Raw genomic sequence first — 25,490 nt, forward strand, 5'->3', positions numbered from 1 at the left:
GTGGAGCTGCACGATGGGCTTTCTCGCATTGACGAAGTCAGTGTAGTGATGAATCGAGCCAGGCTGCTTAGTCTATAGTGTCTGCCAGGTCACAGTAGCAGGACTTCAACCTGCGACCCCCATCGTCCCGATGGGCAGCCGGCAAAAGCCCGGCATTTCTTGTCATGCCTGGCGGCTTGTGTTCAGCTTTGTTTCCAACTTGACCGTGGAGGCTTCTGTGGCGAGTGGCGGGAGCGTTCGCCTTCTGTCCATGCCGCCATTCTCACGACGTTTTTAGGCAGGTTTCGCGAGCGAGACTTGGAGACGATCGCGCGGATGGCATCTGCCTGAAAATCGGGGTGATGGTGGCCATAGGTCTCAATCAGCACCTCGACCGTCATCCCGAGAAAGCCGGCGGCCGCCCAGGGATCGGAACCCTGTTGCATCAGCCAGGTCGCAGCTGTGTGGCGGAAGACATGCGGCGTGATGTCGGTGCGGAACACGCGCCGACTGCCACCTTCAGGTGTTGCCAAATCGTCATACCAGCCGAGCCCGGCCGCCTCGACCACCGAGCGGAAAGCCTTCTTGATCGATTGTACGGGCTTGCCGTTCCACTCCACGACGTAGTCGTGGGCGATCATGCGGCCGATGTTTGCGCTTTTGCCGCGCCTCCTGGTCTTGATCTCCAGCGGCGTGAGCGCCCATCGCCGCAGATGGGCAACCAAACGATCGGGCAGGCGCATCGGCGGCTGGCGTTTCTTCGTCTCGAGGCGACCAACTGCACGACGATAGAAAATGCCGCGTTCGAGATCGACATGGCCCGCTCCGTCGGTCGGTCGGATGGCGGCGCCGCAGATCGCGGCCGAACGCGTGCCGGTATATAGGGCAACCAGGATAAAGCGCGCGACGTGGCGTCCCGTGCGACGGTCGCTGGGCCGCCCTTTCCAGGACTGGCGCATGCGCCAAGCAGCGCGAAGCAATGCTGCGGCCTCATCACGTAAGCCAGCGGTCCCTAGGCGCGGACTTCGGTGGCAGCAAGATCGGCGGGGTCGAGGTTACATAGCCTTCTCGATGATAGTGGTTCAGCGCTGCTCGCAAGTCCTCCAGCTGCCGCCTGGCGGCGGCACCATCGCCGTGCGCTTTGCCATAGTCACGGCAGGTTTTACCGTCGACGTCGCCAATCATCATGTCGCCGAACCAGTTCAGCACCGCGGCCATACGACTAGCGGTTTCTTTCGGCTTGGCGTGGCCGCACGCCACGTCTGTCAAGTAGACGCTGACGGCGTCAGCTATCGGGACGGTGGTCGGATCACGGCCGCGCCCGCGGACCGGCCGGTACTTTTCGATGATGTATTGAGCGAGCCGTTTGTCAGCGCGTTCGCGCTCGCCAGTGCTACCGCAAGCGCTGATGAAGGTTGCGCCATCGCGGATGAACCAGCCCGCCCGGCTTCGCAAGGTTCCGTCCTGCTTTCTACTTTCTTCACGCCAGACAAGGCGTGCCCCTTTCGACGTCCTCGACATTATTTTCTCTTGCCGTGAGTTCCAATTATGATTTTAGTGAAAGCGAATATGTGTCTTGTCCAGTAGAAATATACTTAATAAGATAGATACTTAAGCGAATGTATCAATAGGTAGATGTGGATTTTCTTTGGAAAGATACATTTTTTGATTTAAATACGAAGGCGAATAGCACAGTGGATCGAACGAGATTTTTGGCAGAAAATATTCGGATGGCGGAGGCCGGGGCGCGGCTGGCCAGCGGGCTCCTCAAGACCAAGCCGAAGCTGCACAACCTGAGCCATGCCGATCTAGCCGATAGCTGGCCGCCATCGGGGCCGAGGCAACGACATCAGCAGCAAGCTTTCACGCGGCCGCCGTATTCTTCGTCCAGCGCCTCAAGCCGATAGAGTCATAAAGAGCGAATCGCGCCTGCGCCACCTCCTCGCGGCGACGCTGAAGAAGAGCTCGACACCACGAGCACCCTTCCGATCCGGTTCTGCCTCAGGCTCAGGGGCTGGCGGGTAGGCAACTGCCGCAAAGGCGCTGGCCACTTACGCGCCTACGCCCGGCTAAAAAACGTCGTGGCTCCCGTTTTCTTTCAGCTACTGGTTTAGGGTCCGGCGAGTCAGTTGGTCGGGGTGACCGCGTGCGTGACATCATCGGACGATTCTCCCGATTGTTGCATGGCCGAAGAAGGGAGGAGCAGAAAAACGCCCGCCCCATCGGCGGGCCTTGTCGCGAACGCCGGATCGATGGTGCTGATCGGCTTGGCTGTTTTTTCCCCTCTGCCCTTCGAAATCCAGGAGCTTGCGAAGCGCAAGATAGGTCTGGCCGCCGAACTGGTAGGACTGCAGGGCCTCAATCGGGAAATGTCGGGGCCGGCTTTGGTCTTAAGTTTGCCCGGCGGCAAGTGGTTGTCCCACTCATACCGTTTGGGTCCTGTCTGCAGACCGGGCGCCTGACTGCTTGTCTATTTCTGTGGGGATATCTGTGGGGTAGCGAAGTACGGTGTTGCTAACCCATTGTTTCTTCTGGTCGGAGTGGCAGGATTTGAACCTGCGACCCCCTCGTCCCGAACGAGGTGCGCTACCAGACTGCGCTACACTCCGTGACCAGACGGCGGGCTTATAGCCGCCGCCTTTCGATACTGCAAGCGGCAATGGCAGCACTTCTGTCGCATTTCGTCGGCTTTCGTAGCGCCGGTTGGGGCGGCAGCGGATTGAGGTAGTTCGTGAAAGGCGAGTTCCAGCCTTGTGTGATCAACCATGACCCCGCTAGAACGGTCCCCTGGCCGCCTGGAGTCCCGAATCTTGCCTCAGCGCATCGTCAGTTTCGTCATGAGTGGCGGCGTCGGGTCGCGGCTGTGGCCGTTGTCGCGCGAGGACAACCCCAAGCAGTTCCACGACTTTTCCGGCGCCGGCTCGATGCTGGCCAGGACGCTGCGCCGGCTGGCGGCGCGGCCGCAAGGCGAGACGCCGATCTTCCTGATCGCCGCGGAGCGTCACGCCGAGCGCGTCCATGCCGACCTTGCCGGTGTTGATCTCAAGGGTGGCGGACCGCTGTTCGAGCCGACGGGCCGCAACACGGCCGCCGCGGTCGCGCTGGCAAGCCTGCGCACGCTCTCCGAATATGGCGACGAGCTTGTGCTGGTGGTGCCGTCGGATCACGAGATATCGACGCCTCGCCAGTTCTGGCAAAGCATCGAGGCGGGCGGGGCCGCGGCAAATGCCGGCCGGCTCGTTGTGTTTGGCCTCAAGCCGACTCAGCCCGAGACTGGTTACGGCTATATCGAGGTCGGGGCGGACAGGGGCGGCGTGTTCGACGTCACGCGCTTCGTCGAGAAGCCTGATGTTGCCACCGCGCAGACCTATCTCGATGCCGGCACCTTCTACTGGAACACCGGCATCTTCCTGTTCCGCGCGGGCGCCATGCGCGATGCCTTCGCGGTCTACGAACCGAAAATCTGGCAGGCGACGGAGGCCGCCTACAAGGCGGCGACCAGCGACCTTTCGGGCCTCTACATGCCGCTGGAACTCTATTCCGCGATTCCGTCGACCTCGATCGACTATGCCGTCATGGAGCGCGCCAAGGACATCGCCATGGTGCCGGCCGGCTTCCGCTGGAACGACTTGGGCTCCTGGCAGTCGCTGCTCGATGTCGGACCGTCCGACAAGCACGGCAACGTCATCATCGGCGATGTCGTCGCCATCGATTGCGAAAACTCCTATATCCGCGGCGACAGCCGCCTGCTTTCGGCGATCGGCATGAAGGACGTGGCCATCGTCTCCACCGCCGACGCCACCTTCGTCGCGCCGGTCAGCCACAGCCAGCACGTCAAGAAGATCGTTGAGCAGCTGGAGAAATCCGGCCGGCTGGAGACGCGGTTCACGCCGGCGCATGATCGCGTCATCGAGAGCGGCGCCTGGCGGCGGCGCGTGCGCCATTGGCTGTTCGAGGAGACGCTGCCGCTGTGGTCGACGGTCGGGGTCGATGAGCGCCATGGCGGCTTTCACGAGGCGCTCGGCTTCGACGCCGCGCCGTTGATGAAACCCAAGCGCATGCGCACCCAGGCGCGCCAGGTCTACGCCTTCGCGGTGGCCAAGGAGCGCGGCTGGGACGGTCCAGCGGACAGGCTGATCGCCCACGGCATCGACTTCATGACTGGTCAGGGCCGCACCGACCGCGGAGGCTGGGTCCGCACGTTCAACATTGATGGCTCGGTCGCCGATCCTGTTGAGGATGCCTATGATCATTCCTGCGTGCTTCTGGCGCTGGCGCACGCCCATATTTCGGGCCATCCAGACGCGTTGCGGCTCGGCGAGGAAACGTTTGCCTTCCTCGACGCGCATCTGGAAGACGCGCGCATGACCGGCTTTCTGGAAACCTCCGACGGGGCAGAGGAGCGGCGCTCCAACCCGCATATGCATATGCTCGAGGCCTTCCTCGCCTGGCACACGGCGACGGGCGAGCGCGCCTATCTGCGCCGCGCCGCGCGCATCATCGACCTCTTCCGCAGTCATTTCTTCGATGCCGAAAGCTGGACGGTTGGCGAGTATTTCGACAAGGGCTGGAAGCCGGCCGCGGGTGAGAAGGGGACCTGGACCGAGCCTGGCCATCATTTCGAATGGGCCTCGCTGCTGGTCGATTTCGCCGCCCGCAGCGGCCAGAACGAACTCGCCGCCTTTGCCCGCAAGCTCTACGCCTCGGCGATTGCCAACGGCCTCAACCGCTCCACCGGCCTCGCCTATGGCGCGGTCTCGCGCCAGGGTCTGCCGCTGGATACGATCTCGCGCGGCTGGCCGCAGGCCGAGGCGATCAAGGCGGCGATCGCGCTGAACGGCTCGGGCGGCCCGGACCTCAAGCCCGAGATCGAGGCGCGCGTCGGCCGCCTGTTCCGCTGGCACATCGACCCCGCGCCGCTCGGTCTCTGGATCGATCGCATCGACGAGCGCGGTCGCTCACTGGCGACCGAGGTGCCGGCCAGCATCTTCTACCATCTGGTCTGTGCGCTGACGCAGTATCTGGACGGGACGGTGGAGAAGTCTCAGTAGGGCGCCGCCACGTCCCCCGTCTCGACATAAACCGCCTTGAGCTGCGAATACTGCGCCAGCGCGGCCAGCGAATTCTCGCGGCCGATGCCGGACTGCTTGACACCGCCGAAGGGCATTTCCACGGGCGTGAGATTGTAGGCGTTGATCCAGCAGGTGCCGGCCTGCAGTTCGGCGATCACCCGATGCGCGCGCGGCAGGTCGCGGGTGAACACGCCGGCCGCCAGCCCGAATTCGGTATCGTTGGCGCGCTCGATCACCTCGTCCTCGCTGTCGAATTTCAAGACGCTCATCACCGGTCCGAAGATCTCCTCGCGCGCAATGCGCATGGTATCAGTGACGCCGGTGAACACGGTCGGCTCGATGAAGAAACCGCCCTCGAAACCCTGCAGCGACGGCACGTTGCCGCCGCAGGAGAGGCGCGCGCCTTCCTGCTTGCCGGCTTCGATATACGAGACGACCTTCTCCTGCTGCAGGCGGTTGACCAGCGGTCCCATCTGCGTTTCCGGGTCGAGCGGATCGCCGATGCGGATCTTCTTGGTGCGCTCGATCAGCCGCTTGACAAAACGGTCATGCAGGCCTTTCTGCACGAAGACGCGCGTGCCGTTGGAGCAGATCTGCCCGGTGGAGTAAAAATTGCCGAGCATGGCGCCGCCAATGGCATTCTCGAGGTCGGCGTCGTCGAAGACAATGAGCGGCGACTTGCCGCCGAGCTCCATGGTCGCGTGCTTCATCTTGGAGCCAGCAAGCGACATCACCTTGCGGCCGGTCGGCACCGAGCCGGTCACTGAGACCTTCGCCACAATGTCATGCCCGACGAGGCCGGCGCCGACATCGCCATAGCCTTGCACGACATTGAACAGCCCATCCGGCAGGCCGGCCTCCGAGTAGATCTCTGCCAGCGCCAGCGCCGACAGCGGCGTGTTCTCCGAAGGCTTGAACACCATGGCGTTGCCCATGGCCAGCGCCGGCGCCGACTTCCAGCCGGCGATCTGGATCGGATAGTTCCAAGCGCCGATGCCGACGCAAACGCCGAGCGGCTCGCGCCGCGTATAGGCGAAGGGTCCGCCGAGATCGATCATCTCGCCATTGAAGGCGGCGACCGCGCCGGCGAAATATTCGAGGCAATCGGCAGCCGAAGGGGCGTCCGCGACCAGCGTCTCCTGGATCGCCTTGCCGGTGTCCAGCGTCTCGATCCGCGCCAGATCGGCGTTACGTGCGCGCAAAATGTCCGCGGCGCGGCGCAGGATGCGGCCGCGCTCGACGGGTTTCAGCCGCGCCCATGCCGGCTGCGCGGCGCGCGCGGCCTCGATCGCCAGCTCCAGCACGTTCGGCGTTGCCGAATGCAGCGTTGCGATGGTCTCGCCGGTTGCCGGATAGATCACCGGCAGCGGCGTGCCGCCCTCATCCTCGATATAGCGGCCGTTGACATAGTGCGATGCGGTTGGCTGGGCGCGCATGGCGTTCTCCAAGTCGGTTCGCCGGGAGGGCGGTCAGCCCGACAATGCCCTATCGGTCCGCCACCTGCCAGCGCGGATTGATCCAGGGTTCCTGGTTGGACGGCGCCAGCGGCGTGCGGCCGAGGATGTGGTCGGACGCTTTTTCGCCGGTCATGATCGACGGCGCGTTGAGATTGCCGTTGGTCACACGTGGGAAGATCGACGAGTCGGCGACGCGCAGGCCCTCGACGCCGATGACCCGGCACTCCGGATCGACGACGGCGGTCAGGTCGTCGGCCCGTCCCATCCGGCAGGTGCCGCAGGGATGGTAGGCGCTTTCGGCATGGTCGCGGATGAAGGCGTCGAGCTCGTCGTCGGTCTGCACATGGCTGCCTGGTGAAATCTCCTTGCCGCGAAAACCGTCGAACGCCTTCTGGCCAAAGATCTCGCGGGTCAGGCGGATGCAGTGGCGGAACTCGCTCCAGTCGTCCGGATGCGACATGTAGTTGAAGCGGATCACCGGCTTGGCCTTCGGATCTGGCGTGCGCAGCGTCACCGAGCCGCGCGACTTCGAGCGCATCGGCCCGACATGCGCCTGGAAGCCATGCGACTTCGCCGCCGACTTGCCGTCATAGCGCACCGCCGCAGGGATGAAGTGATACTGGATATCGGGGTAATCGACGCCGGCCTGTGAACGCACGAAGGCAGCCGCCTCGAAATGGTTGGTCGCGCCAAGCCCGCTCTTGAAGAACAGCCACTGTGCCCCGATCAATGCCTTGGAGAAAGGATTGAGCACTGAGTTCAGCGTGATCGGCCTTGTCGATTCCTGCTGGATGTAGAGCTCCAGATGGTCCTGCAAATTGGCGCCGACGCCCGGCCGGTCCGCCACAACCTTTATGCCATTTTCTCGGAGGTGCGCGCCGGGGCCGATGCCGGAAAGCATCAGGATCTTCGGCGAATTGATCGATGACGCCGCGACGATCACTTCACGCCGCGCCTTAACGACCTGAATCTTTTTGTTAGCTTCGATCTCGACGCCGATCGCGCGTTGATTCTCGATCACCACGCGCCGGGCGAAGCCTTTGACCAGACTCACATTCTTGCGTTTGAGAGCCGGCTTCAGATAGGCATTCGCCGCCGACCAGCGGCGGCCGCCGAGAATGGTCTGCTCCATCGGCCCGAAACCTTCCTGCTTCGAGCCGTTATAATCATCGGTGAGTTCGAAGCCCGCCTGGCGGCCCGCTTCCAGGAACGCACCGTAGAGCGGGTTCTTGCGTGTGCCGCGCTGCACATGCAGCGGACCGCCTTTGCCTCGCCAGCCATCCTCGCCGCCGTCGGAATCCTCCATGCGCTTGAAATAGGGGAGCACGTCGGCGAAGCCCCAGCCGGTCGCACCCTGTTCGGCCCAGTGATCGAAGTCATGCGCATGGCCGCGCACATAGACCATGCCGTTGATCGAGGACGAACCGCCGATCACCTTACCGCGCGGCGTCGCCAGCACGCGACCGCCGAGATGCGGCTCCGGCTCGCTGGCGAAACCCCAGTCGTAGAGGCTCATGTTGAGCGGGATCGACAGCGCCGACGGCATCTGGATCAGCGGCCCCATATCACTGCCGCCGAACTCGATGACGATCACCGAGTGCTTGCCGTCTTCCGACAGGCGATAGGCCATGGCCGAGCCGGCAGAGCCGGAGCCGATGATGACGAAATCCGCTTCAAGCATTGTTCATATGCGCCATGAAATCGGCGAGCGAGACATTGCCGCCGGTTGCAATTACAAGGACGGTCTTGTCCTTCACATCCACCTTGCCGCCGAGAAGGGCGGCAAGCGATGCCGCGCCCGAGGGCTCCAGCACCAGCTTCATCCGCTCGAAGGCGATCTTCATCGCCCGCCGGACCGAGGCGTCGTCGACGGTGACGCCGCGCACGCCGGCGGCGCTCACCGCCGCGAAGGGCGCATCGCCGGGCTTGCGCGCCATCAGCCCGTCACAGATCGATATCGGCCCGATCGGCATGGTCTCGATCGCGCCTTGCGCCAGCGACGAGCCCATGCCGTTGAAACCCTCCGGTTCGACGGCGATGATCTCGGTCTTCGGCGACAGATAGTGGAAGGCTAGCGAGACGCCGCCGATCAGCCCGCCGCCGCCGACCGAGCAGAACACGAAATCGGCATGCGCCTTCTTCGCCGCCAACTGGTCGAGCGCTTCCAACCCGGCGCCGGCCTGGCCCGCGACGATTTCCGGATCGTCGAAGGGATGGAGCAAGGTGAGGTGCTCTGTCTCGGCGATCTCGCGCGCCTTGGCGGCCGCGACCTCCTCGCGGGCGCGGTCGCCATGGTCGGTCAGCACCACGCGCGCGCCATAGCCTGCGGTCGCGTCACGTTTTGAGGCCGGCGCGTCGATCGGCATGACGATGGTGACCGGGATGCCCAGCGCCTCGCCGGCAGCCGCCAGCCCCTGCGCGAAATTGCCGGAGGAATAGGCCACGACGCCCTTTTTCGCTTCACCCGGCGAAAGCCGGCTCAGCCGCCAATAGGCGCCGCGCACCTTGAAGGAGCCGGCCCACTGCAGCGACTCCGGCTTGACGAAAACGCGTGCCGCACCGGTTTCCCTGGCTAAAGCAGCCGACTCCAAGAGAGGCGTCACCTGCGTGGCCGCCGAGGTGACGGCATAGGCCTGCTTCAGATGATCGAGCGTAGGGACGAGAATGTCTGCCATCATTCGCCTCTCGGATACCGTTTGCTCTCTTCGAGATTGTCGAGGTTCATGTGGTTGCGCATGTAGCGTTCCGACGCCTTCTGCAGCGGCTGGAACTCCCATGGGTAGTAGGCGCCGTTGCGTAGCGCAGGGTAGACGACCCAGCGGCGCGCCTGGCTTTCGCGCACGGCGGCATCGAAGGTCGCCATGTTCCAGCGCGCGCGAACCTTTTCCATGAAGGCCGAGACCAGATCGGCGTAAGTCGGGTTGGCCGCGAGATTGTCGAGCTCGCGCGGATCGGCGTCGAGGTCGAAGAGCTGCGGCGGATCGAGCTCGCAATGGACGAATTTGTATTTGCCCTCGCGGATCGCCACCATCGGCGCGTAGGAGCCTTCGGCCGCATACTCCATCAGTACCGGCGCCAAGCGCTCTTTGCCGCCGGCAAGCGGCAGCAGGGACTGGCCGTCCGTCCATGGCGCGATGCCGCTCATGTCGATGGCGGCGAGGTCGCAGAGCGTCGGCGCCACGTCGAGATTGGAGACAGGCGTCCCGATCAGTCCGGCCTTGATGCCCTTGCCGGCGATCATCAAAGGCACCCGCGCCGCGCCCTCGTAGAAGCACATCTTGAACCACAGGCCGCGCTCGCCCAGCATGTCGCCATGGTCTGAGCAGAACAGCACGATCGTGTCGTCCAGCATGCGCGTGCGCTCCAGCACCGACAGCAGCTCGCCGACCTTGTCGTCGAGATAGGAGATGTTGGCGAAATAGCCGCGCCGCGAGCGGCGGATCTGTTCCGGCGTGATGTCGAAACTGTCGTAGTCGGATGCCTTGTAGAGCCGCTTCGAATGCGGATCCTGGCTGTCGTAGGGAATGAAGCCAACCTCCGGCTCCAGCGCCGGGCTGTCCTCATAGAGGTCCCAGTATTTGCGCCGAGCGACATAGGGATCGTGCGGATGGGTGAAGGAGACGGTCAGGCACCATGGCCGGCTCGCCGGATCGTCCGACACGCGCGCAAACTCATAGAGCTTCTGCGACGCGTGGAAGGCGACCTCGTCGTCATATTCCATCTGGTTGGTGATCTCGGCGACGCCGGCGCCCGTCACCGAACCCAGATTGTGATACCACCAGTCGATGCGCTCGCCGGGCTTGCGGTAGTCGGGCGTCCAGCCGAAATCGGCCGGATAGATGTCGGTGGTCAGCCGCTCCTCGAAGCCGTGCAACTGGTCGGGGCCGACGAAATGCATCTTGCCGGACAGCACCGTGTGATAGCCGGCGTTGCGCAGATGATGAGCGTAGGTTGGTATCGAGGAGGCGAACTCGGCGGCGTTGTCATAGACCTGGGTGCGCGACGGCAATTGCCCGCTCATGAACGAGGCTCGTCCCGGCGCGCAGAGCGGCGAGGCGGTGTAGTTGTTGGCGAAGCGCGCCGAGCGCGTGGCCAGCCCCTTCAGATTGGGGGCATGCAGGAACTCGGCCGGGCCGTCTGGGAACAACGTGCCGTTGAGCTGATCGACCATGACGATCAGGAAATTGGGTCGCCGGGTTGTCAAGGCAGGCTCCGTCCGTTGAGCTTGGTTTCGAGATAGTCTTCCACAAGCGCGATCGCAGTCTGCGCATCGGGCACGCCGTCCTTCAGCGCACGGCGGATATAGAGCCCGTCGATCAGCGCCGCGGTCGCTTCCGCCACGCGATCGGCCTCATTTCGCAGCAGGATTCCGGTCAGCCCGCTCATCAGGTTCGAATGCAGCCGCCGCGCATAGATGCGCAGCAGCCGCCGCAGCTCGGTCGATTTCTGCGCCTCGACATAGAAGGCAAGCCAGGCGGCGATGATCTCGGGCTGGAACTGGTCATCGGAGAAGCTGACCGCGACCACGGACGAGACGCGCTCACGCGCTGTGCCGGCCGAGTGAAGCGCGCGCCTGGTGTCGACGTTGAGTTCGGTCAGGATGTGCCGCATCGTCGCGAACAGCAGTTCGTCCTTGGCGCCGAAATAGTGATGCGCCAGCGCCGACGACACGCCAGCCCGGCCGGCGATCTCCGACATCGTCACGTCCAGCGATCCCCGCTCGCCGATCGCAGAGATCGTCGCGTCGATCAACGCCTTGCGGCGCACGGGTTCCATTCCGATTTTCGGCATTTTGGGGGTCCGGTTCGAGCGAAGATTATTTTTTATTGATGCGTCAATCAACAAAAAACGAACCGGGATCAACCGATCGTGCGTTTCTGGCCCATGCCTTGGGCTGGAAAACGGTTCATTGTTGAACAATATTGAGTCATGTGCCGCGAAGGATCGTGCTAGGCTGCGGCGCAAACGGAGGTTGCCATGACCGCATGCATCGTCGGCTGGGCGCATTCGCGCTTCGGCAAGCTCGAAGGCGAGACGCTGGAGAGCCTGATCACCAAGGTTGCCGTCGAGGCGCTCGACCACGCGGGAATCGGCCCCGACGATGTCGACGAGATCGTGCTCGGCCATTTCAACGCCGGCTTCTCGCCGCAGGATTTTACTGCGAGCCTCGTGCTGCAGGCCGACGACAGGCTCCGCTTCAAGCCGGCGACGCGGGTCGAGAATGCCTGCGCCACCGGCTCTGCTGCCGTCCGGCAAGGCATCCGCGCCATCGACGCCAACGCCGCCCGCATCGTGCTGGTGGTCGGTGCCGAGCAGATGACCACCACGCCCGGTCCCGAGATCGGCAAGAACCTGCTCAAGGCGTCGTACCTGCCGGAAGACGGCGATACGCCAGCCGGGTTTGCCGGCGTCTTCGGCAAGATCGCGCAGGCCTATTTCCAGCGCTACGGCGACCAGTCCGACGCGCTGGCCATGATCGCCGCCAAGAACCACAAGAACGGCGTCGACAATCCATATGCGCAGATGCGCAAGGATTTCGGCTACGAGTTCTGCCGCCAGGAAAGCGAGAAGAACCCGTTCGTCGCCGGTCCGCTGAAGCGCACCGATTGCTCGCTGGTCTCGGACGGCGCGGCCGCTCTTGTGCTCACGGATACCGCGACAGCGCTGAGGATGCGCCGTGCCGTGACCTTCCGCGCCAACGAGCATGTCCAGGATTTCCTGCCGATGTCGAAGCGCGACATCCTGGCCTTCGAGGGTTGCGAGCACGCCTGGAACCAGGCGCTGAATAAGGCCGGCATCACGCTCGACGACCTTTCGTTCGTCGAGACGCATGACTGCTTCACCATCGCTGAATTGATCGAATATGAAGCGATGGGTCTTGCTAAGCCAGGCGAAGGCGCCAGGCTGGCGCTGGACGGCACGACGGCCAGGGACGGCCGCCTTCCGGTCAATCCGTCCGGCGGCCTTAAGGCCAAAGGCCATCCGATCGGCGCCACTGGCGTTTCGATGCATGTGCTGACCGCCATGCAGTTGACCGGCGAAGCCGGCGGCATCCAGGTGCCGGGCGCGAAGCTCGGCGGCATCTTCAACATGGGTGGTGCTGCGGTCGCCAATTACGTTTCCATCCTCGACCGGATCAGGTAGAAGCGGCCCGCATTGAAAGCGCCCCAGAGCGCGTGCGGGAGGCAGCATGTCCAATCCGGTTCTGGTCGAGGTCACCCGCGGTTCCGTGGTCGAAAGCAGGCACCGCGGCGCGGTTTCAGTCTTCGACGCCGACGGCAAGCCCGTCTGGGAGATCGGCGACACGGACCGTCCGGTTTTCCCGCGCTCCGCGGTGAAGGCGATTCAGGCGCTGCCCCTGGTCGAGTCGGGTGCTGCCGACGCCTATGGCTTCGGCAACCGCGAACTGGCGCTGGCCTGCGCCTCGCATTCCGGCGAGCCCGCCCATGTCGAATTGGCACAGGCGATGCTCGCCAAGGCCGGTCTCGACAAGACCGCGCTCGAATGCGGCGCGCATTGGCCGAACCATGAAGCGACTATTGCGCTCGCCCGCGCCGGCGATCTGCCGAGCGCGTTGCACAACAACTGCTCCGGCAAGCATGCCGGCTTCCTTTGCACCTGCGTGCATTCGGGCATCGCCCATCAGGGCTATGTCAAGGAGGGACACGCGCAGCAGGAAATGGTGCGCGACGCCATGCAATCCGTCACCCGCGCCGCCCACAACACCGACAATAGCGCCATCGACGGCTGCTCGATCCCGACCTATGCCGTGCCGTTGAAGAGTTTTGCGCAGGGCTTTGCCCGTATGGCGACCGGCAGGGGCTTTTCGCCCGAGCGCGCCAAGGCAGCGAAGCGTCTGCTTTCGGCCTGCATGGCCGAGCCGTTCCTCGTAGCCGGCACCGGCAAGGCGGATGTCGCGCTGATGCAGGCCGCGCCCGGCCGCATCTTCGTCAAGACCGGCGCCGAGGGCGTCTATTGCGCGGCACTGCCCGAACTCGGCTTCGGCATCGCGCTCAAATGCGATGACGGCGCCGGCAGAGGGGCGGAGGTGATGATCGCCGCGGTGCTGGCAAAGTTGCTGCGCGACGATGAAGCGGTAGCGGCCAGGCTCACCGGGCTCGCCCATCCCGTAGTCGAAAGCCGCATCGGCGCCAAGGTCGGCTTGCTGCGGCCGACGACGGCGCTCAATTAGCGCGCGGACTTTGCGGACGCGCATCCGCCGTGCGGGTGGGCCCAAGACAGAGAATTATGTGCTAGTCTCGGTAGCCATGAAAACGAGCGCCGGGTGCTGACCATGCTGGAAGCGGACAAGGTGTTTGCCGGGTCCATCCCGGAAAATTACGATCGCCATATGGTGCCGCTGATTTTCGAGGCCTATGCGGCGGAGACCGCAAGGCGGGCGGCTTCCTTCTCGCCAACTGCCGTACTGGAGACCGCCGCGGGCACCGGAGCAGTCACCCGCGCCCTGGCGCCAAAACTGGATCCCGGCAGCACCTACGTTGTAACCGACCTCAACCAGCCGATGCTCGATTACGCCGCTTCGCGCCAGGGCCCCGACTGCCGCATCACCTGGCGCCAGGCGGATGCCTTGAATCTGCCTTTCGACGATGGGTCCTTCGATCTCGTCTGCTGTCAGTTCGGCGCCATGTTCTTTCCCGACCGCTCCGCGGCCTATCGCGAGGCAAAGCGGGTCCTGAAGCCAGGCGGGCACTTCCTGTTCAGCGTCTGGGATCGCATCGATGAGAACATATTCGCGGACGACGTGACAAATGCTCTGGCCAGGATCTTTCCGCACGATCCGCCGCGTTTCCTGGCGCGTACGCCGCATGGCTATCACGACAAGGAAATGATCCGTAGCGATCTGGCCGCCGCAGGATTTTCCGACGTGGCGATCGACACCATAGCCGAGCAGAGCCGTGCATCTTCGCCGCGCGTTCCGGCTGTGGCCTATTGCCAGGGAACCCTGCTTCGCAACGAGATAGAGGCCAGGGAGGCCGGGAGCTTGGCATCCGCGACCGACTATGCGGAAGCCGCGATCGCGGACAGACATGGCCGTGGCGCGGTCGCGGCCAAGATCCAGGCGCACATTATTGTGGCCGTGGCCTAGCTCACCCTGTTGCGCTCGACAGTGAGATGCGCATAGCCGGTATCGGCTGACTGGGTCAGGTCCCCGGTCACCGGATCGGCCCAGCGCTGGCCGATGATGGCGCCGTTTTTCGCATGGTCGATGACGTTGTCCGAGATGACAGTCGTGCCGGAGCCTTCGACGACCGAAACGACGATGCCGGTGCCCGCCTTGCGGATGACATTGCCGGTCGCCACGACATTGCGCAGATAGGGACCCCAGCCGAGCTGCATGCCGTAGAGCGGCGCGTTCTCGACGACGTTGCCCGAAACGGTCGTGTCGGCCTCGGCGCTGATGCCGACGCCGAAGCCGGGCGGGTCGGCGGTGTGGGGGCCGACCGTCGTCAGGTTGCGCACGATGTTGTTCGAGCAGACCGCCATGCGGCCGCCTTCGTTGAAATTGGCGATCGAGATGCCGTTGGCGGCGCCGTCGACCAGATTGTTGCTGAGGATCGCGCCTTCGAACGAGAATTCCGAATAGATCCCGGTCTCGCCTGAGCGCGAGCAGGTGTTGCCGGTGATCTGCAGGTTGCTAGCGCTGTTGGCGCGGACCGCGGTGAAGGCGCAGTCGGAGACGACATTGCCGGAGATGATCACATTGTCGGCGCGGAAGGCATTGATGCCGTTGCCGTTCTGGCCGGTGCCGCCGCTTCGCGCGCCGATCCGCTGCACGCGATTGCCGCTGACGATGGTGCCGTCCTCCGCCGCCTGCCAGCGATGTACGAGGATGCCGCCATTGGCGCAATCGGACACGGTGTTGCCGGAAATCTCCAGCCCACCCGCCTCGACCGAATAGATGCCGGCGTCCGCCGCGCCGGAAATGTCGGAACGGCCGACGCGACCGGCGACATGTTCGAGCGCCAGCCCGTTCTTGCCGCTGCCGGTCACCTGGCAATTGTCGATTGTCAGATGGGCGACCCGGCGCAGGTCGAGCAGCCCGTGCGTATAGTCGGCCAGCCAGCGGTTGGCACCGTCGAGCACCAGCCCGGTGAACTCGATATGCTCTGCCTGTTCGGCCATCATCAGATGGCCGTTGCCGCCATAGACGATCCGCGTCGCGCCGGGCACGCCCGACAGGCGCACACGCGCAGGCAGCTTCAAGTTCGAGACGAGATACGTGCCGGGGGGCAGGAACACCGGCTGGTTGCGGTCGCTGGCCTCGGCCAGCATCTTGGCGAAAGCCTTGCTCTGGTCGTCGACCGCGCGTGGCTGCACGCCGACCTCCGTGGCGTCGATCGAGCCGCGCATTGCGGCCATCTCGATGCCGGGCAGCGACTTCGCCGATGCCTTGCCGGAAAAGACGCCGGCGACGGCGAAGCCGGCGGCTTGGGCAAGCAGCGTTCGTCTGTTCAACATCGGCACAGGTCCTGGCGTCTCGCCCTGTCTGTCGCAGGAATCGTGCCAGAACGGCCTCATCTGCAAACCGCTTGTGCAGTCGCCTCGCTAAGCCTAAGTTCACGTCATGAGCAGAGCTTTTACGCGCGAAGAAGACAGCGAAAACGCCATTGCCGGCGTCGGCGAACGTCCAGTCAGCACGCATCGCAATCTGGTGACGGAGCGCGGCCTGGCGATGATAGAGGACAATCTCGCCGACCTGCGTGATGTGCTCGCCAAGGCCGAACGCAGGGGTGACCGCGAGCGCATCGCGGTGGTTTCCCGCGACCTGCGCTACTGGACCGCGCGTCGCGAGAGCGCGGAGCTTTCCGTGCCTGAGCCGGGCAGCGATGTGGTACGCTTCGGCATGGGCGTGACGCTGGAAGGCGACGACGGCAAGAAGGTGCATTGGCGCATCGTCGGCGAGGACGAGGCCGACCCGTCGAAGGGCAGCATTTCCCATGTCTCCCCGATGGCCCTGGCGCTGTTCGGCAAGAAGGTCGGCGATGTGGCCGCCGTGAACGGCAAGGAATGGGAAATCGTCAAGCTCTCGGACAAGGCCGAGAATTAGTCTTCCAGCTTGACGGTATGGTCGCGGAAAAATGCCGCGGCGCCAGCCTCATCGATTTCGCCAGCGGCAACACCCATGACGAATTCATAGATCGTACCGTTGTCGGCTGTGAGCCCGTAGCCATTGACGACCAGGAATGCACCGGCGGCAACCATGGCCGTGCGCTTGTTACCGTCGACGAATGCATGGTTCCTCGCGATGCCGAAGATGTAGGCTGCTGCCAGATCTTCGATAGACGGATCACCGTAGTTGGCCTTGTTCTCAGCACGGGCGAGGGCAGATTCGAGAGCGTTCTCATCTCTCAAACCCTGTGCACCGCCATGCCTGCGCAACTGCTCGGCATGCATTGCTTCGACAGCGCGGCGCGACAGAAACTGCCAGCTCATTCAGCGAGCTTCTGAAGCGCGACTTTGTACTTGTCCATGACCTTACGGGCAGCTTCCATCTGCCGCTCGAAACTGTCATCGACCGGCTCAAGGGCGATGCCCTTGTCGGTCTCGACGATTTGAAGCTGGTCACCCGCCTTCATGTTCATGCGGTCGAGGAGTTCCTTAGGCAGGATCACGCCTTCGGAATTGCCGATCTTGCGAATGGTGGTGTTCATGACGGAGTTATCCTGTTGTAACGCTAATTATAACGACCAGCGCGAAATGTTGCAACAGCGATTATAACGGCGCTAACCCCCCGCCAGCAATCGATCCATCAGACGGTTTGCCGCTTCCGGGATCACCGTCCCCGGTGGGAAAATCTCCGCGGCACCCGCCGCCAGCACCGCGTCATAATCCTGCGGTGGGATGACGCCGCCGGCGACGATCAGCATGTCGCCATGGCCGAGCTTCTTCAGCGCTTCCTTGAGCTCGGGGATCAGCGTCAGGTGTCCGGCGGCCAAGGAGGACGCGCCGATGATGTCGACGTCGTGCTGCACCGCCAGCTTCGCGATCTCGTCCGGCGTCTGGAACATCGGTCCCACGGTAACGTCGAAGCCGAGATCGGCAAAGGCGCTGGCGATCACCTTCTGGCCGCGGTCATGGCCGTCCTGGCCCATCTTGGCGACCAGGATGCGCGGCTTGCCGCCGGACTTTTTCTCGAACGCCTCGATTTTCTCCTGCAGCCGGTCGAGCGCCGGGTTGTCGCCAAGCGCGTCGCGATATACGCCGGAGATTGTCTGCACTGCCGCCGTATGCCTGCCGAACACTTTTTCCAGCGCCAGCGAAATCTCCCCGACCGTGGCGTTTGCGCGTGCTGCGCGGATCGCGAATTCGAGCAGGTTCTCGCCGCTCTCGGCCGCGCGGGTAAGCGCCGCCAGGGCGTTTTCCAGGGCCGCCACATCCCGTGTGCCCTTCAGCCGCTGCAGCTTCGCCAACTGCCTGGCCTTCACCTCGGCATTGTCGATCTTCAGCACATCGACTTCGATATCTGTCTGCGGCCGGTGCGCGTTGACGCCGACCAGGATTTGCTCGCCCGAATCGATGCGCGCCTGAGTCCGTGCCGCGGCTTCCTCGATGCGCAGCTTCGGGATGCCTTTCTCGATCGCCGCCGCCATGCCGCCGAGGCCTTCCACCTCCTCGATATGGGCGAGCGCCCGCGCCGCCAGATCGTGCGTCAGTCGTTCGACATAGGCCGAGCCGCCCCACGGATCGATCATGCGCGTGGTGCCGGATTCCTTCTGCAGGATGAGCTGCGTGTTGCGCGCGATCCCCGCCGAATGGTCAGTCGGCAGCGCCATCGCCTCGTCGAAGGAGTTGGTGTGCAGTGACTGGGTGTGCCCCTGCGTCGCCGCCATCGCCTCGATCATCGTGCGGGTAATGTTGTTGTAGGGGTCCTGCGCCGTCAGCGACCAGCCGGACGTCTGGCAATGGGTGCGCAGTGACAGCGAGCGCTCGTCCTTCGGCGAAAAGTTCTTCTGCATCAGGCTCGACCAGAGCAGCCTCGCGGCCCTGAGCTTGGCGACTTCCATGAAGAAATTCATGCCGATCGCCCAGAAGAAGGAGAGCCGTGGCGCGAAGCGATCGATGTCCAGGCCTGCGGCGACGCCGGCGCGCGCATATTCAATGCCGTCTGCGATCGTATAGGCAAGCTCGAGGTCGGCCGTCGCTCCCGCTTCCTGCATGTGGTAGCCGGAGATCGAGATCGAGTTGAACTTCGGCATGTGCCTGGAAGTGTAGGCAAAAATGTCCGACACGATCCGCATCGAAGGTTTCGGCGGATAGATGTAGGTGTTGCGGACCATGAACTCCTTCAGAATGTCGTTCTGAATGGTTCCGGCCAGATCCTTCTGCGCGACGCCCTGTTCCTCCGCCGCTACGATGTACAGCGCCATGATCGGCAGCACCGCGCCGTTCATGGTCATCGATACCGTCATTTCGTTCAACGGGATACCGTCGAACAGCTGTCGCATGTCGAGGATCGAATCGATCGCCACGCCGGCCATGCCGACATCGCCGGCGACGCGCGGATGGTCGCTGTCATAGCCGCGATGCGTGGCGAGGTCGAAGGCGACCGACAGGCCTTTCTGGCCGGCGGCGAGGTTGCGCCGGTAGAACGCGTTGGATTCCTCGGCCGTCGAGAAGCCGGCATATTGCCGGATCGTCCAGGGTTGCTGGACATACATGGTGGGGTAGGGGCCGCGCACGAAGGGCGGCAGGCCCGGATAGGTCTCGAGATTAGCGAGCCCCTTGAGGTCGCCTTGCGTGTAGAGGTGTTTCACGGCGATGCCTTCCGGCGTCATCCGTTGGCCCTTGAGCTCGACCGGAGCGCGACGCGGCGCCGACCAGCCGATCTGGCTGAAATCCGGGATCATGATCCGGCTCCGATCGACTGATCGATGCGCACCGGAAACAGCGGCTCGCAGGTCGCCACGCCTTCCGTCAGCGCCGGGCGCCGCTCCTGCGGCAGCGTCTCGACCGGGCGCTCCGTGCCGACGCGGTAGAGTGTCGTGCCGACAATGCCGCGTTCGCCCGACCGGTAGGCGCCGTTGCGCTTGGCGGCGGCGGTCTGCACGCGGTTCTGGATATAGCCCTGCTGCAGGCTGGCGAGCACGCCGCCCTCGGCCTCGATGCGCTGGAATTCCTGCCAGCCAGCAGCACAAAGATCGTCGGTCAGCGCCTCGACCGCGCCCGATCCGCTGGCGGGGTCGGCGACGTGACCGAGATGGCTCTCCTCGGCCATGATCAACTGAGCGTTGCGGGCGATGCGGCGGGCAAAGCCGGTCGGCAAGCCATGCGCGATCGTGTGCGGCATGATCGAGATCGAATCGGCGCCGCCGGTTGCCGCGGCGAAGGCGGCGATCGCAGTGCGCAGGATGTTGGTCTCCGGGTCGGCCATCGTCATCATGCGATAGGAGGTCTCGGCATGTATGCTGGCGGTCGAGGCTGGGATCGAGCAGGCTTCCTGGATGCGCGCCCAGAGCCTGCGCAACGCCCGCACCTTGGCCATCGACAGGAACTGGTCCTGGTCGACGCTGAGCGCGAAGCCGATATGGGGGGCCGCATAGACCAGCGGCTGGCGCGCCTTCTCGAACATCCTGAGATAGGACACGACGGAAGCCATCATCGTGCCGAGCTCCTGCGCCTCGGTGGAGCCGGCATTGTGGAAGACGCGGCCGTCGGCCTCGAGCAGCACGCCCGGCACGCCCATCGAGAAAAAATGTGCCAGGGACTGCGGCATCGATTCCTGCAGCGCCTCGATCGAGGTGCGCAGCCGCCCGGTTCCGGCGAAGATCGCCGCCGGGTCGATGCCGAAGGAGAGGTTGAGCTTGGTCGGATCGGAGCGGCGTTTGCTCAAGAAGGCGAGCAGCCAGTCGGCCACGGCGCGGCTCCAGGGATGCGCGTCGATGCGCACCTGAACGCGATTGAGCGGCACGCCGTCGAGCACCCGTTCCAATGCTTCCGCGGTGCGCGGCAGGCCGTAGCCGAAGGCATTCGGCGCGCCCTCGAAGACAAGCGAAAGGCCGGTGGCGCCTTGGGCGATGTCTTCCAGGGCTTGCGCGCTGGCCCGGGCGATGTCCGGGTCATCGACGCGCTGGCTGACGATCCAGGGCGCGGTCGGATTTGTGCGCGGCCATGGCTCGGCGGTCGTTGAGCGTTGGCTTAGCGGTTCGATGCGAATGCCGTCATCGGTCCGGGAAACGAGTTTTTCCTCGAAGGAACCGCCAGCAAGCGCCTTCTCCGCCAGTGCCTGCCAACGCTTGGCGTCCGGGTTTGGAAGATCGACATCCCTGGTCAAGGCGCCGGCGCCCATCGCTCTCCTCGCTTCTCGGCCGCATCAGCCGGTCCAGCCAATCTAAGGTCAGGAACCGGATATCACAATGCGTCATCCGGCCGGGCTCTCTCACGGCCAACCAATCGATTGCCAAACATGCGCGCAATCCGCAAGCGCCAATGGCGAAATTCCGGGCCGGCCCCAAATCGATGCTGGGCATTGCCGCATGCGGCGAGCGTTACTATACCTCCGGGTGAGGCCCTTGAGCGGAACGGATTGCGGAGACCGGATATGGCTGACGAGACCAGCATCTTCATCGGCGCCAGCCGCAAGCCGGATGATTCCTATCAGCGCGCCGAAGAGCTTTTGCTGCGTTACGGCAATCGCCATGGCCTCGTCACAGGCGCCACCGGCACAGGCAAGACGGTCAGCCTACAGGTCCTGGCTGAGGGCTTTTCGAACGCCGGCGTGCCGGTCTTCTGCGCCGATATCAAAGGCGACCTTTCCGGCATATCCATGATGGGTGAGGCCAAGGATTTCCTGGTCAAGCGCGCCGAACAGGTGAAGCTCGATCCTTACCGGTTCCAGGAATTTCCGGTCATCTTCTGGGATTTGTTCGGCGAACAGGGCCATCCGATCCGCGCCACCATCTCGGAGATGGGGCCGTTGCTGCTTTCGCGGCTGATGAACCTCACCGAGGCGCAGGAAGGTGTCATGAACATCGCCTTCCGCATCGCCGATGAGGAAGGCCTGCTGCTGCTCGATCTGAAGGACCTGCAGGCGCTGCTCGCCAACATCGCCGAGCGCGCCGACGAGCTCAGCGCGCGCTACGGCAATGTCACCAAGCCTTCCGTGGGCGCCATCCAGCGCACGCTCCTGGTGCTGGAGAGCCAAGGCGCTGCGAATTTCTTCGGCGAGCCCGCGCTTCGCATCGCCGACATCATGCGCACCACGCGCGATGGCCGCGGCGCGATCAGCGTGCTCGCCGCCGACAAGCTGATGATGAATCCCAGGCTCTACGCCACCTTCCTGCTGTGGCTGATGTCGGAGCTGTTCGAGGAACTGCCCGAGGTCGGCGATCTCGACCAGCCGAAGCTGGTGTTCTTCTTCGACGAGGCGCATCTTTTGTTCGAGGACGCGCCGAAGGTGCTCATAGACCGCGTCGAGCAAGTGGTGCGGCTCATCCGCTCCAAGGGCGTCGGCGTCTATTTCGTCACGCAGAACCCGCTCGATATTCCGGAAAAGGTTCTGGCCCAGCTCGGCAATCGCGTCCAGCACGCGCTGCGCGCCTATACGCCGCGCGAGCAGCAGGCGGTGCGCACCGCCGCCGAGACCTTCCGGCCCAATCCCGATTTCGATTTCGCCACAGCGATCACCCAACTCGCCACCGGCGAGGCGCTGGTTTCGATGCTGGAGGACAAGGGCGTGCCGGCCATGGTCCAGCGCACGCTGATCCGGCCGCCGTCATCGCGGCTCGGCCCGATCACGCCGGACGAGCGCCGCAAGATCGTCGCCGAGAGCCCGGTCGCCGGCCAGTACGACCAGGTGGTCGATCGCGAATCAGCCTTCGAGATGCTGCAGAAGAAAGCCAAGGAAGCGCAGGACGCCGAGGCGCAGGCACAGCAGCAGAACAGGGGCGGCTCGCGCTGGACCATTCCCGGCTTCGACGATGTTTTGGGAACAGGCAACCGGCGGTCCTCCAACCGCCAGACCGTGGCCGAGGCCGCGATCAAGTCGGTAGTGCGCTCGGTCGGCTCCTCCGTCGGCCGCGCCATCGTGCGCGGCATACTGGGGAGCTTGGCCAGAGGGCGGTGAAGCCTTCAATGCGCCTCTTGGGCGGCGTCGATCAGCTTCAGAACGGTGAGTAACTCGGCGCTTGCCAGCGCAAGAGCGGAAACACCCACCCGGGGCTGCCGGCAAGCGCGGTGGACCGGAATTCACAGCGGAATGAGTGGCGCGACCTCGCGGTCGGATGGCCGCTCACTTGCCGCCAGGCCGGCCAGCACGCCGGCGCGATCGGCCGCATTGCGGTTCTGGCTCAGCTTGCGCTTGCCTTCGAGCTTCGTGATCGGCATGCGCAGGCCGACAATGCCCTTGAGCTGCGACTGGATGAAATCCGCCGGCGCGTCCGATATAGCCCAGGGGGCGGCGCGCTCGCCTTCATGCAGATTGGTCAGGCGCGTCACCACCTCGAGCAGCCGGTCGGCGTCCTCGAAGAATTCGATCGGCCCGTGAGCGTGGACGGCGACGTAGTTCCATGTCGGCACCACCTTCCCGGTCTCCTGCTTGGTTTGGTACCAGGCCGGCGTCACATAGGCGTCCGGGCCCATGAACATCGCCAGGGCGTCGCCCAGCGGCGGCACGCGCCAGTGCGGGTTTGCCTTCGCGACATGGCCGTAGATCACGCCATGCTCGCCCTCGCTCTCGTCGAGGAAAAGTGGCAAAGGCGTCGCCAGCGGACCTTCCGCCGTAGCGGTAACCAGGACTGCCAGCCGCGCCGCACGGATCGTGGCCGTAAGGCTGTCCTTGTCGTCGTCGCGAAAGGCGGGTGGCGTGTACATGGCGAAACTCCTTGAGGGCATAAAATGCCCGAAGTCCGGCCTGCTTAGAACATCCAGTCCTGGAAGTTTTGTGTGGTCCAGCCTGGCTGGAGGTCCGATGCTTGCGCGGATAAGCGATTTTCGTCCCAGCGCTGGGCCGCGGTGCCGGCCGCCATATCGGCCAGGCACCGCTGATGGATCGGCGTCGTTAGAAAATCTCGTTGGTCAGCCGCTTCACCGGGCCGAGCAGGATCGAGCCCGTCGGCACGCCGTTGTCGATCGGGATCGCCTTGCGTTGAGGCATGTCCTGTTCGGGAGCGCCGACATTGGCCGTCACGATGACCGGGGTCTTGGTTGGGACGCGGTCGTAAAGATCGATGATGTCCTGGTTGATCAGGCGCACGCAGCCCGACGACACCGATTTGCCGATCGACCACCATTCGGGCGAACCGTGCAGGCGGTAGAGCGTGTCCTGGTTGCCCTGGAAGAGGTAGAGCGCACGCGCTCCGAGCGGGTTCTTCAGGCCGCCCGGCATGCCGCCATTCTTGGCGCTGAATTGCGTCAGCTCCGGCTGGCGCGCGACCATCTCGTCCGGCGGCGTCCATTTCGGCCACTTCTGCTTCCACTGCACGACCGCGTCGCCGGACCATTCGAAGCCGGCGCGGCCGAGCCCGACGCCGTAGCGGATCGCCTGGCCGCCCTCGCGCACGAGATAGAGGAAATGCCCGGTGGTATCGACGACGATGGTGCCCGGGCGCTGCCCCGTCGGATCGGGAACGATCTGGCGCAAGAATCTGTGATCGATCTTGTTCACCGGAATGGCCGGCAGGTCGAAGCCATTGTCCGACATCGCGCCATACATCGTCTCATAGTCGCCGAGCGGCGGCTCGACATAGGCTGGCGGCGGGGGCTGGACCGGCGCAGGGGCCGGACCGGTGGTAGTGCAGGCGGACACGGCGGCCGAAGCAGCGCCAAGGGCTGTGAAATTGAGAAAGCCGCGGCGGCTGATGCGGAAGGAAGCGTCTGACATGGTTGCCTTTTCTAGGTCTCAATTCGCAAGAAAGCATGAATGCGAAGGCATTGCTGACGGCATCCATAACAGTCGGCCGTGATAGGCGGTTCCAATTCTGGCTTGAGGGTGGACAGAAAAAGGCGAAGCTGTGACCACGTTACAGCTGTTGCGCTGCAGCAACAGCGTTATGAGACGCTTGCCAGCAGGCCGTCGAGCGAAGGCAGGATCAGCCCTGGCGGAAAGTCGCGGTATTCATCCGGCTGGTTGGTCCGATTGATCCAGACCGTGCGGAAACCGAATTTGGTCGCGCCCGCTATATCCCAGCGGTTCGACGACTGGAACGACACCGCTCCCGGATAAAGCCGCCAGCTGGTGACCACCATGTCGTAGACGACAGGGTCGGTCTTGAAGCGTTTGACCTGGTCGACCGAAAACACGTTGTCGAGGATCTGGTCGAGCGCGGCGGATTTGACCGCGGCGTCGAGCATCTCCGGCGAACCATTGGAGAGGATTGCAAGCTTCGCGCCGGACGACTTGAGCGCCTTCAGCACGGCCGGCACTTCTGGATAGCAGTCGAGCCGCCAATAGGCTTCGAGCAGCTTCGTCCGCAGCGCCGGATCGGCCGAGGGCACCTTGCGCAGCGCAAACTCGAGTGCCTGTTCGGTTAGTTGCCAGAAGTCGGCGTATGAGCCCATCAGCGTCCGCACCCAGGAATATTCGAGCTGCTTGGCGCGCCAGATTTCCGACAGCAATTGGCCGTCCGGCCCGATCTCGCCGGCGTGGCGGCGCACGGCGGCGTGCACGTCGAACAACGTGCCATAGGCGTCGAAGACATAGGCCGCATGATGCATGCCTGAGTTTTGCGGCGGCTCGCCGCGCCGCGCAAGCACTGATTGCGCTTTAACAGGCTGCGGAAAAACTCTTTCGTCTGGGGCCAGTCCGTGATTCGATTCCGCCGGAGATTGGAGGATGAGATGCGCGGTGGAGATGATGGGACGGAAGGTCTTTTTTCGTATGTGAGCTGCGAGGCTCGGGTTCCCTCGGATCATCCGCTTCGAGCCATCCGGGCAATAGCCGACGAGGCGCTTGAAGTGTTGTCGTCGGATTTTGAGGGACTTTATTCGAAGGTTGGTCGTCCCTCGATCGCGCCGGAGAAGCTGC

General features: G+C 64.0%; 22 protein-coding genes, 1 tRNA gene and 1 pseudogene. 8 read left to right on the forward strand and 16 right to left on the reverse strand.

Annotation, left to right across the window (positions count from 1 at the left end):
* Positions 1 to 182 precede the first annotated feature (182 nt).
* Both P9272_RS10025 and P9272_RS10030 read right to left on the reverse strand, forming a co-directional pair.
* A complete protein-coding gene (locus P9272_RS10025) occupies positions 183 to 938 on the reverse strand; it encodes a tyrosine-type recombinase/integrase (RefSeq protein WP_278160447.1) in 756 nt (251 codons plus the stop codon).
* 34 nt (positions 939 to 972) lie between these two features.
* Positions 973 to 1,500: a hypothetical protein gene (locus P9272_RS10030; RefSeq protein ID WP_278160418.1), complete on the reverse strand. Its 528-nt coding sequence runs from the start codon at positions 1,498 to 1,500 to the stop codon at positions 973 to 975.
* A gap of 662 nt (positions 1,501 to 2,162) precedes the next feature.
* On the opposite strand from P9272_RS10030, the gene P9272_RS10035 reads away from it, so the two are divergent.
* Positions 2,163 to 2,441, forward strand: coding sequence for a hypothetical protein (locus P9272_RS10035; protein ID WP_128257528.1), 279 nt, complete (start codon positions 2,163 to 2,165; stop codon positions 2,439 to 2,441).
* A 70-nt stretch (positions 2,442 to 2,511) separates the two neighbouring features.
* On the opposite strand, the gene P9272_RS10040 is transcribed toward P9272_RS10035, so the two are convergent.
* Positions 2,512 to 2,588 (reverse strand) — tRNA-Pro (locus tag P9272_RS10040).
* A 201-nt stretch (positions 2,589 to 2,789) separates the two neighbouring features.
* On the opposite strand from P9272_RS10040, the gene P9272_RS10045 reads away from it, so the two are divergent.
* Positions 2,790 to 5,030 (forward strand): AGE family epimerase/isomerase, encoded by a 2,241-nt coding sequence (locus P9272_RS10045; protein ID WP_278160419.1) that lies wholly within the window; start codon positions 2,790 to 2,792, stop codon positions 5,028 to 5,030.
* Here P9272_RS10045 and betB read toward each other — a convergent pair.
* The 5 genes from betB to betI are packed head-to-tail and all read right to left on the reverse strand — an operon-like array spanning position 5,024 to position 11,299.
* Positions 5,024 to 6,487 (reverse strand): betaine-aldehyde dehydrogenase, encoded by a 1,464-nt coding sequence (betB, locus tag P9272_RS10050; protein ID WP_278160420.1) that lies wholly within the window; start codon positions 6,485 to 6,487, stop codon positions 5,024 to 5,026. The genes P9272_RS10045 and betB overlap by 7 nt on opposite strands.
* Positions 6,488 to 6,536: 49 nt before the next feature.
* Positions 6,537 to 8,189: a choline dehydrogenase gene (gene betA, locus P9272_RS10055; protein WP_278160421.1), complete on the reverse strand. Its 1,653-nt coding sequence runs from the start codon at positions 8,187 to 8,189 to the stop codon at positions 6,537 to 6,539.
* Positions 8,182 to 9,186 (reverse strand): threonine/serine dehydratase, encoded by a 1,005-nt coding sequence (locus tag P9272_RS10060; protein ID WP_278160422.1) that lies wholly within the window; start codon positions 9,184 to 9,186, stop codon positions 8,182 to 8,184. The genes betA and P9272_RS10060 overlap by 8 nt, the downstream gene beginning before the upstream one ends.
* On the reverse strand, positions 9,183 to 10,712 hold the full coding sequence (gene betC / locus P9272_RS10065; protein ID WP_278160423.1) for a choline-sulfatase: 1,530 nt from the start codon (positions 10,710 to 10,712) through the stop codon (positions 9,183 to 9,185). Before betC ends, P9272_RS10060 begins: the two co-directional genes overlap by 4 nt.
* A complete protein-coding gene (gene betI, locus P9272_RS10070; RefSeq protein ID WP_278160424.1) occupies positions 10,709 to 11,299 on the reverse strand; it encodes a transcriptional regulator BetI in 591 nt (196 codons plus the stop codon). The genes betC and betI overlap by 4 nt, the downstream gene beginning before the upstream one ends.
* Positions 11,300 to 11,485: 186 nt before the next feature.
* Between betI and P9272_RS10075 the strand changes: the two genes are divergently transcribed.
* The 3 genes from P9272_RS10075 to P9272_RS10085 all read left to right on the forward strand — a co-directional run bounded on the left by P9272_RS10075 (position 11,486) and on the right by P9272_RS10085 (position 14,615).
* A complete protein-coding gene (locus tag P9272_RS10075; RefSeq protein ID WP_278160425.1) occupies positions 11,486 to 12,652 on the forward strand; it encodes an acetyl-CoA acetyltransferase in 1,167 nt (388 codons plus the stop codon).
* A gap of 46 nt (positions 12,653 to 12,698) precedes the next feature.
* A complete protein-coding gene (locus tag P9272_RS10080) occupies positions 12,699 to 13,700 on the forward strand; it encodes an asparaginase (protein WP_278160426.1) in 1,002 nt (333 codons plus the stop codon).
* A gap of 102 nt (positions 13,701 to 13,802) precedes the next feature.
* Complete coding sequence (locus P9272_RS10085; protein WP_278160427.1) at positions 13,803 to 14,615, forward strand: class I SAM-dependent methyltransferase; 813 nt, start codon at positions 13,803 to 13,805, stop codon at positions 14,613 to 14,615.
* Here the strand turns inward: P9272_RS10085 and P9272_RS10090 are convergent.
* On the reverse strand, positions 14,612 to 15,988 hold the full coding sequence (locus tag P9272_RS10090; protein WP_278160428.1) for a TIGR03808 family TAT-translocated repetitive protein: 1,377 nt from the start codon (positions 15,986 to 15,988) through the stop codon (positions 14,612 to 14,614). The genes P9272_RS10085 and P9272_RS10090 overlap by 4 nt on opposite strands.
* Positions 15,989 to 16,094: 106 nt before the next feature.
* Between P9272_RS10090 and greA the strand changes: the two genes are divergently transcribed.
* Entirely contained in the window at positions 16,095 to 16,577 is a 483-nt protein-coding gene (greA, locus tag P9272_RS10095) for a transcription elongation factor GreA (RefSeq protein WP_128257537.1), read from the forward strand.
* Here greA and P9272_RS10100 read toward each other — a convergent pair.
* The 4 genes from P9272_RS10100 to P9272_RS10115 all read right to left on the reverse strand — a co-directional run bounded on the left by P9272_RS10100 (position 16,574) and on the right by P9272_RS10115 (position 20,816).
* Entirely contained in the window at positions 16,574 to 16,963 is a 390-nt protein-coding gene (locus P9272_RS10100; RefSeq protein ID WP_278160429.1) for a type II toxin-antitoxin system death-on-curing family toxin, read from the reverse strand. The genes greA and P9272_RS10100 overlap by 4 nt on opposite strands.
* Positions 16,960 to 17,181 (reverse strand): AbrB/MazE/SpoVT family DNA-binding domain-containing protein, encoded by a 222-nt coding sequence (locus P9272_RS10105; protein WP_042641941.1) that lies wholly within the window; start codon positions 17,179 to 17,181, stop codon positions 16,960 to 16,962. The genes P9272_RS10100 and P9272_RS10105 overlap by 4 nt, the downstream gene beginning before the upstream one ends.
* Before the next feature lie 72 nt (positions 17,182 to 17,253).
* Positions 17,254 to 19,377 carry a methylmalonyl-CoA mutase gene (gene scpA / locus P9272_RS10110; protein ID WP_278160430.1) on the reverse strand — a complete coding sequence of 708 codons (2,124 nt, stop codon included), beginning with the start codon at positions 19,375 to 19,377 and terminating at the stop codon, positions 17,254 to 17,256.
* Positions 19,374 to 20,816: a methylmalonyl-CoA mutase subunit beta gene (locus tag P9272_RS10115; protein ID WP_278160431.1), complete on the reverse strand. Its 1,443-nt coding sequence runs from the start codon at positions 20,814 to 20,816 to the stop codon at positions 19,374 to 19,376. The genes scpA and P9272_RS10115 overlap by 4 nt, the downstream gene beginning before the upstream one ends.
* A gap of 252 nt (positions 20,817 to 21,068) precedes the next feature.
* Here P9272_RS10115 and P9272_RS10120 point away from each other — a divergent pair, with 252 nt between their 5' ends.
* Positions 21,069 to 22,592, forward strand: a complete 1,524-nt coding sequence (locus P9272_RS10120; RefSeq protein WP_278160432.1) for a helicase HerA-like C-terminal domain-containing protein — start codon at positions 21,069 to 21,071, stop codon at positions 22,590 to 22,592.
* A gap of 122 nt (positions 22,593 to 22,714) precedes the next feature.
* On the opposite strand, the gene P9272_RS10125 is transcribed toward P9272_RS10120, so the two are convergent.
* The 3 genes from P9272_RS10125 to P9272_RS10135 form a co-directional block, all read right to left on the reverse strand.
* Positions 22,715 to 23,338, reverse strand: coding sequence for an FMN-binding negative transcriptional regulator (locus tag P9272_RS10125; protein ID WP_278160433.1), 624 nt, complete (start codon positions 23,336 to 23,338; stop codon positions 22,715 to 22,717).
* A gap of 187 nt (positions 23,339 to 23,525) precedes the next feature.
* Positions 23,526 to 24,347: a L,D-transpeptidase gene (locus tag P9272_RS10130; protein WP_128257543.1), complete on the reverse strand. Its 822-nt coding sequence runs from the start codon at positions 24,345 to 24,347 to the stop codon at positions 23,526 to 23,528.
* A 167-nt stretch (positions 24,348 to 24,514) separates the two neighbouring features.
* Entirely contained in the window at positions 24,515 to 25,180 is a 666-nt protein-coding gene (locus tag P9272_RS10135; protein ID WP_278160434.1) for a haloacid dehalogenase type II, read from the reverse strand.
* 123 nt (positions 25,181 to 25,303) lie between these two features.
* Here P9272_RS10135 and P9272_RS10140 point away from each other — a divergent pair.
* Positions 25,304 to 25,490: pseudogene (locus tag P9272_RS10140) on the forward strand (IS5/IS1182 family transposase); the annotation flags it as partial.

The sequence above is a fragment of the Mesorhizobium sp. WSM4976 genome (genome assembly GCF_029625685.1).
Classification (GTDB): Bacteria; Pseudomonadota; Alphaproteobacteria; order Rhizobiales; family Rhizobiaceae; genus Mesorhizobium.

Bases quoted from the DNA above. Each gene is read 5' to 3' on its own strand.
- P9272_RS10025 (WP_278160447.1), bottom strand. From the start codon at position 938: ATGCGCCAGTCCTGGAAAGGGCGGCCCAGCGACCGTCGCACGGGACGC.
- P9272_RS10030 (WP_278160418.1), bottom strand. From the start codon at position 1,500: ATGTCGAGGACGTCGAAAGGGGCACGCCTTGTCTGGCGTGAAGAAAGT.
- P9272_RS10035 (WP_128257528.1), top strand. From the start codon at position 2,163: ATGGCCGAAGAAGGGAGGAGCAGAAAAACGCCCGCCCCATCGGCGGGC.
- betB (WP_278160420.1), bottom strand. From the start codon at position 6,487: ATGCGCGCCCAGCCAACCGCATCGCACTATGTCAACGGCCGCTATATC.
- betA (WP_278160421.1), bottom strand. From the start codon at position 8,189: ATGCTTGAAGCGGATTTCGTCATCATCGGCTCCGGCTCTGCCGGCTCG.
- P9272_RS10060 (WP_278160422.1), bottom strand. From the start codon at position 9,186: ATGATGGCAGACATTCTCGTCCCTACGCTCGATCATCTGAAGCAGGCC.
- betI (WP_278160424.1), bottom strand. From the start codon at position 11,299: ATGCCGAAAATCGGAATGGAACCCGTGCGCCGCAAGGCGTTGATCGAC.
- P9272_RS10075 (WP_278160425.1), top strand. From the start codon at position 11,486: ATGACCGCATGCATCGTCGGCTGGGCGCATTCGCGCTTCGGCAAGCTC.
- P9272_RS10080 (WP_278160426.1), top strand. From the start codon at position 12,699: ATGTCCAATCCGGTTCTGGTCGAGGTCACCCGCGGTTCCGTGGTCGAA.
- P9272_RS10085 (WP_278160427.1), top strand. From the start codon at position 13,803: ATGCTGGAAGCGGACAAGGTGTTTGCCGGGTCCATCCCGGAAAATTAC.
- P9272_RS10090 (WP_278160428.1), bottom strand. From the start codon at position 15,988: ATGTTGAACAGACGAACGCTGCTTGCCCAAGCCGCCGGCTTCGCCGTC.
- greA (WP_128257537.1), top strand. From the start codon at position 16,095: ATGAGCAGAGCTTTTACGCGCGAAGAAGACAGCGAAAACGCCATTGCC.
- P9272_RS10100 (WP_278160429.1), bottom strand. From the start codon at position 16,963: ATGAGCTGGCAGTTTCTGTCGCGCCGCGCTGTCGAAGCAATGCATGCC.
- P9272_RS10105 (WP_042641941.1), bottom strand. From the start codon at position 17,181: ATGAACACCACCATTCGCAAGATCGGCAATTCCGAAGGCGTGATCCTG.
- scpA (WP_278160430.1), bottom strand. From the start codon at position 19,377: ATGATCCCGGATTTCAGCCAGATCGGCTGGTCGGCGCCGCGTCGCGCT.
- P9272_RS10115 (WP_278160431.1), bottom strand. From the start codon at position 20,816: ATGGGCGCCGGCGCCTTGACCAGGGATGTCGATCTTCCAAACCCGGAC.
- P9272_RS10120 (WP_278160432.1), top strand. From the start codon at position 21,069: ATGGCTGACGAGACCAGCATCTTCATCGGCGCCAGCCGCAAGCCGGAT.
- P9272_RS10125 (WP_278160433.1), bottom strand. From the start codon at position 23,338: ATGTACACGCCACCCGCCTTTCGCGACGACGACAAGGACAGCCTTACG.
- P9272_RS10130 (WP_128257543.1), bottom strand. From the start codon at position 24,347: ATGTCAGACGCTTCCTTCCGCATCAGCCGCCGCGGCTTTCTCAATTTC.
- P9272_RS10135 (WP_278160434.1), bottom strand. From the start codon at position 25,180: ATGCATCATGCGGCCTATGTCTTCGACGCCTATGGCACGTTGTTCGAC.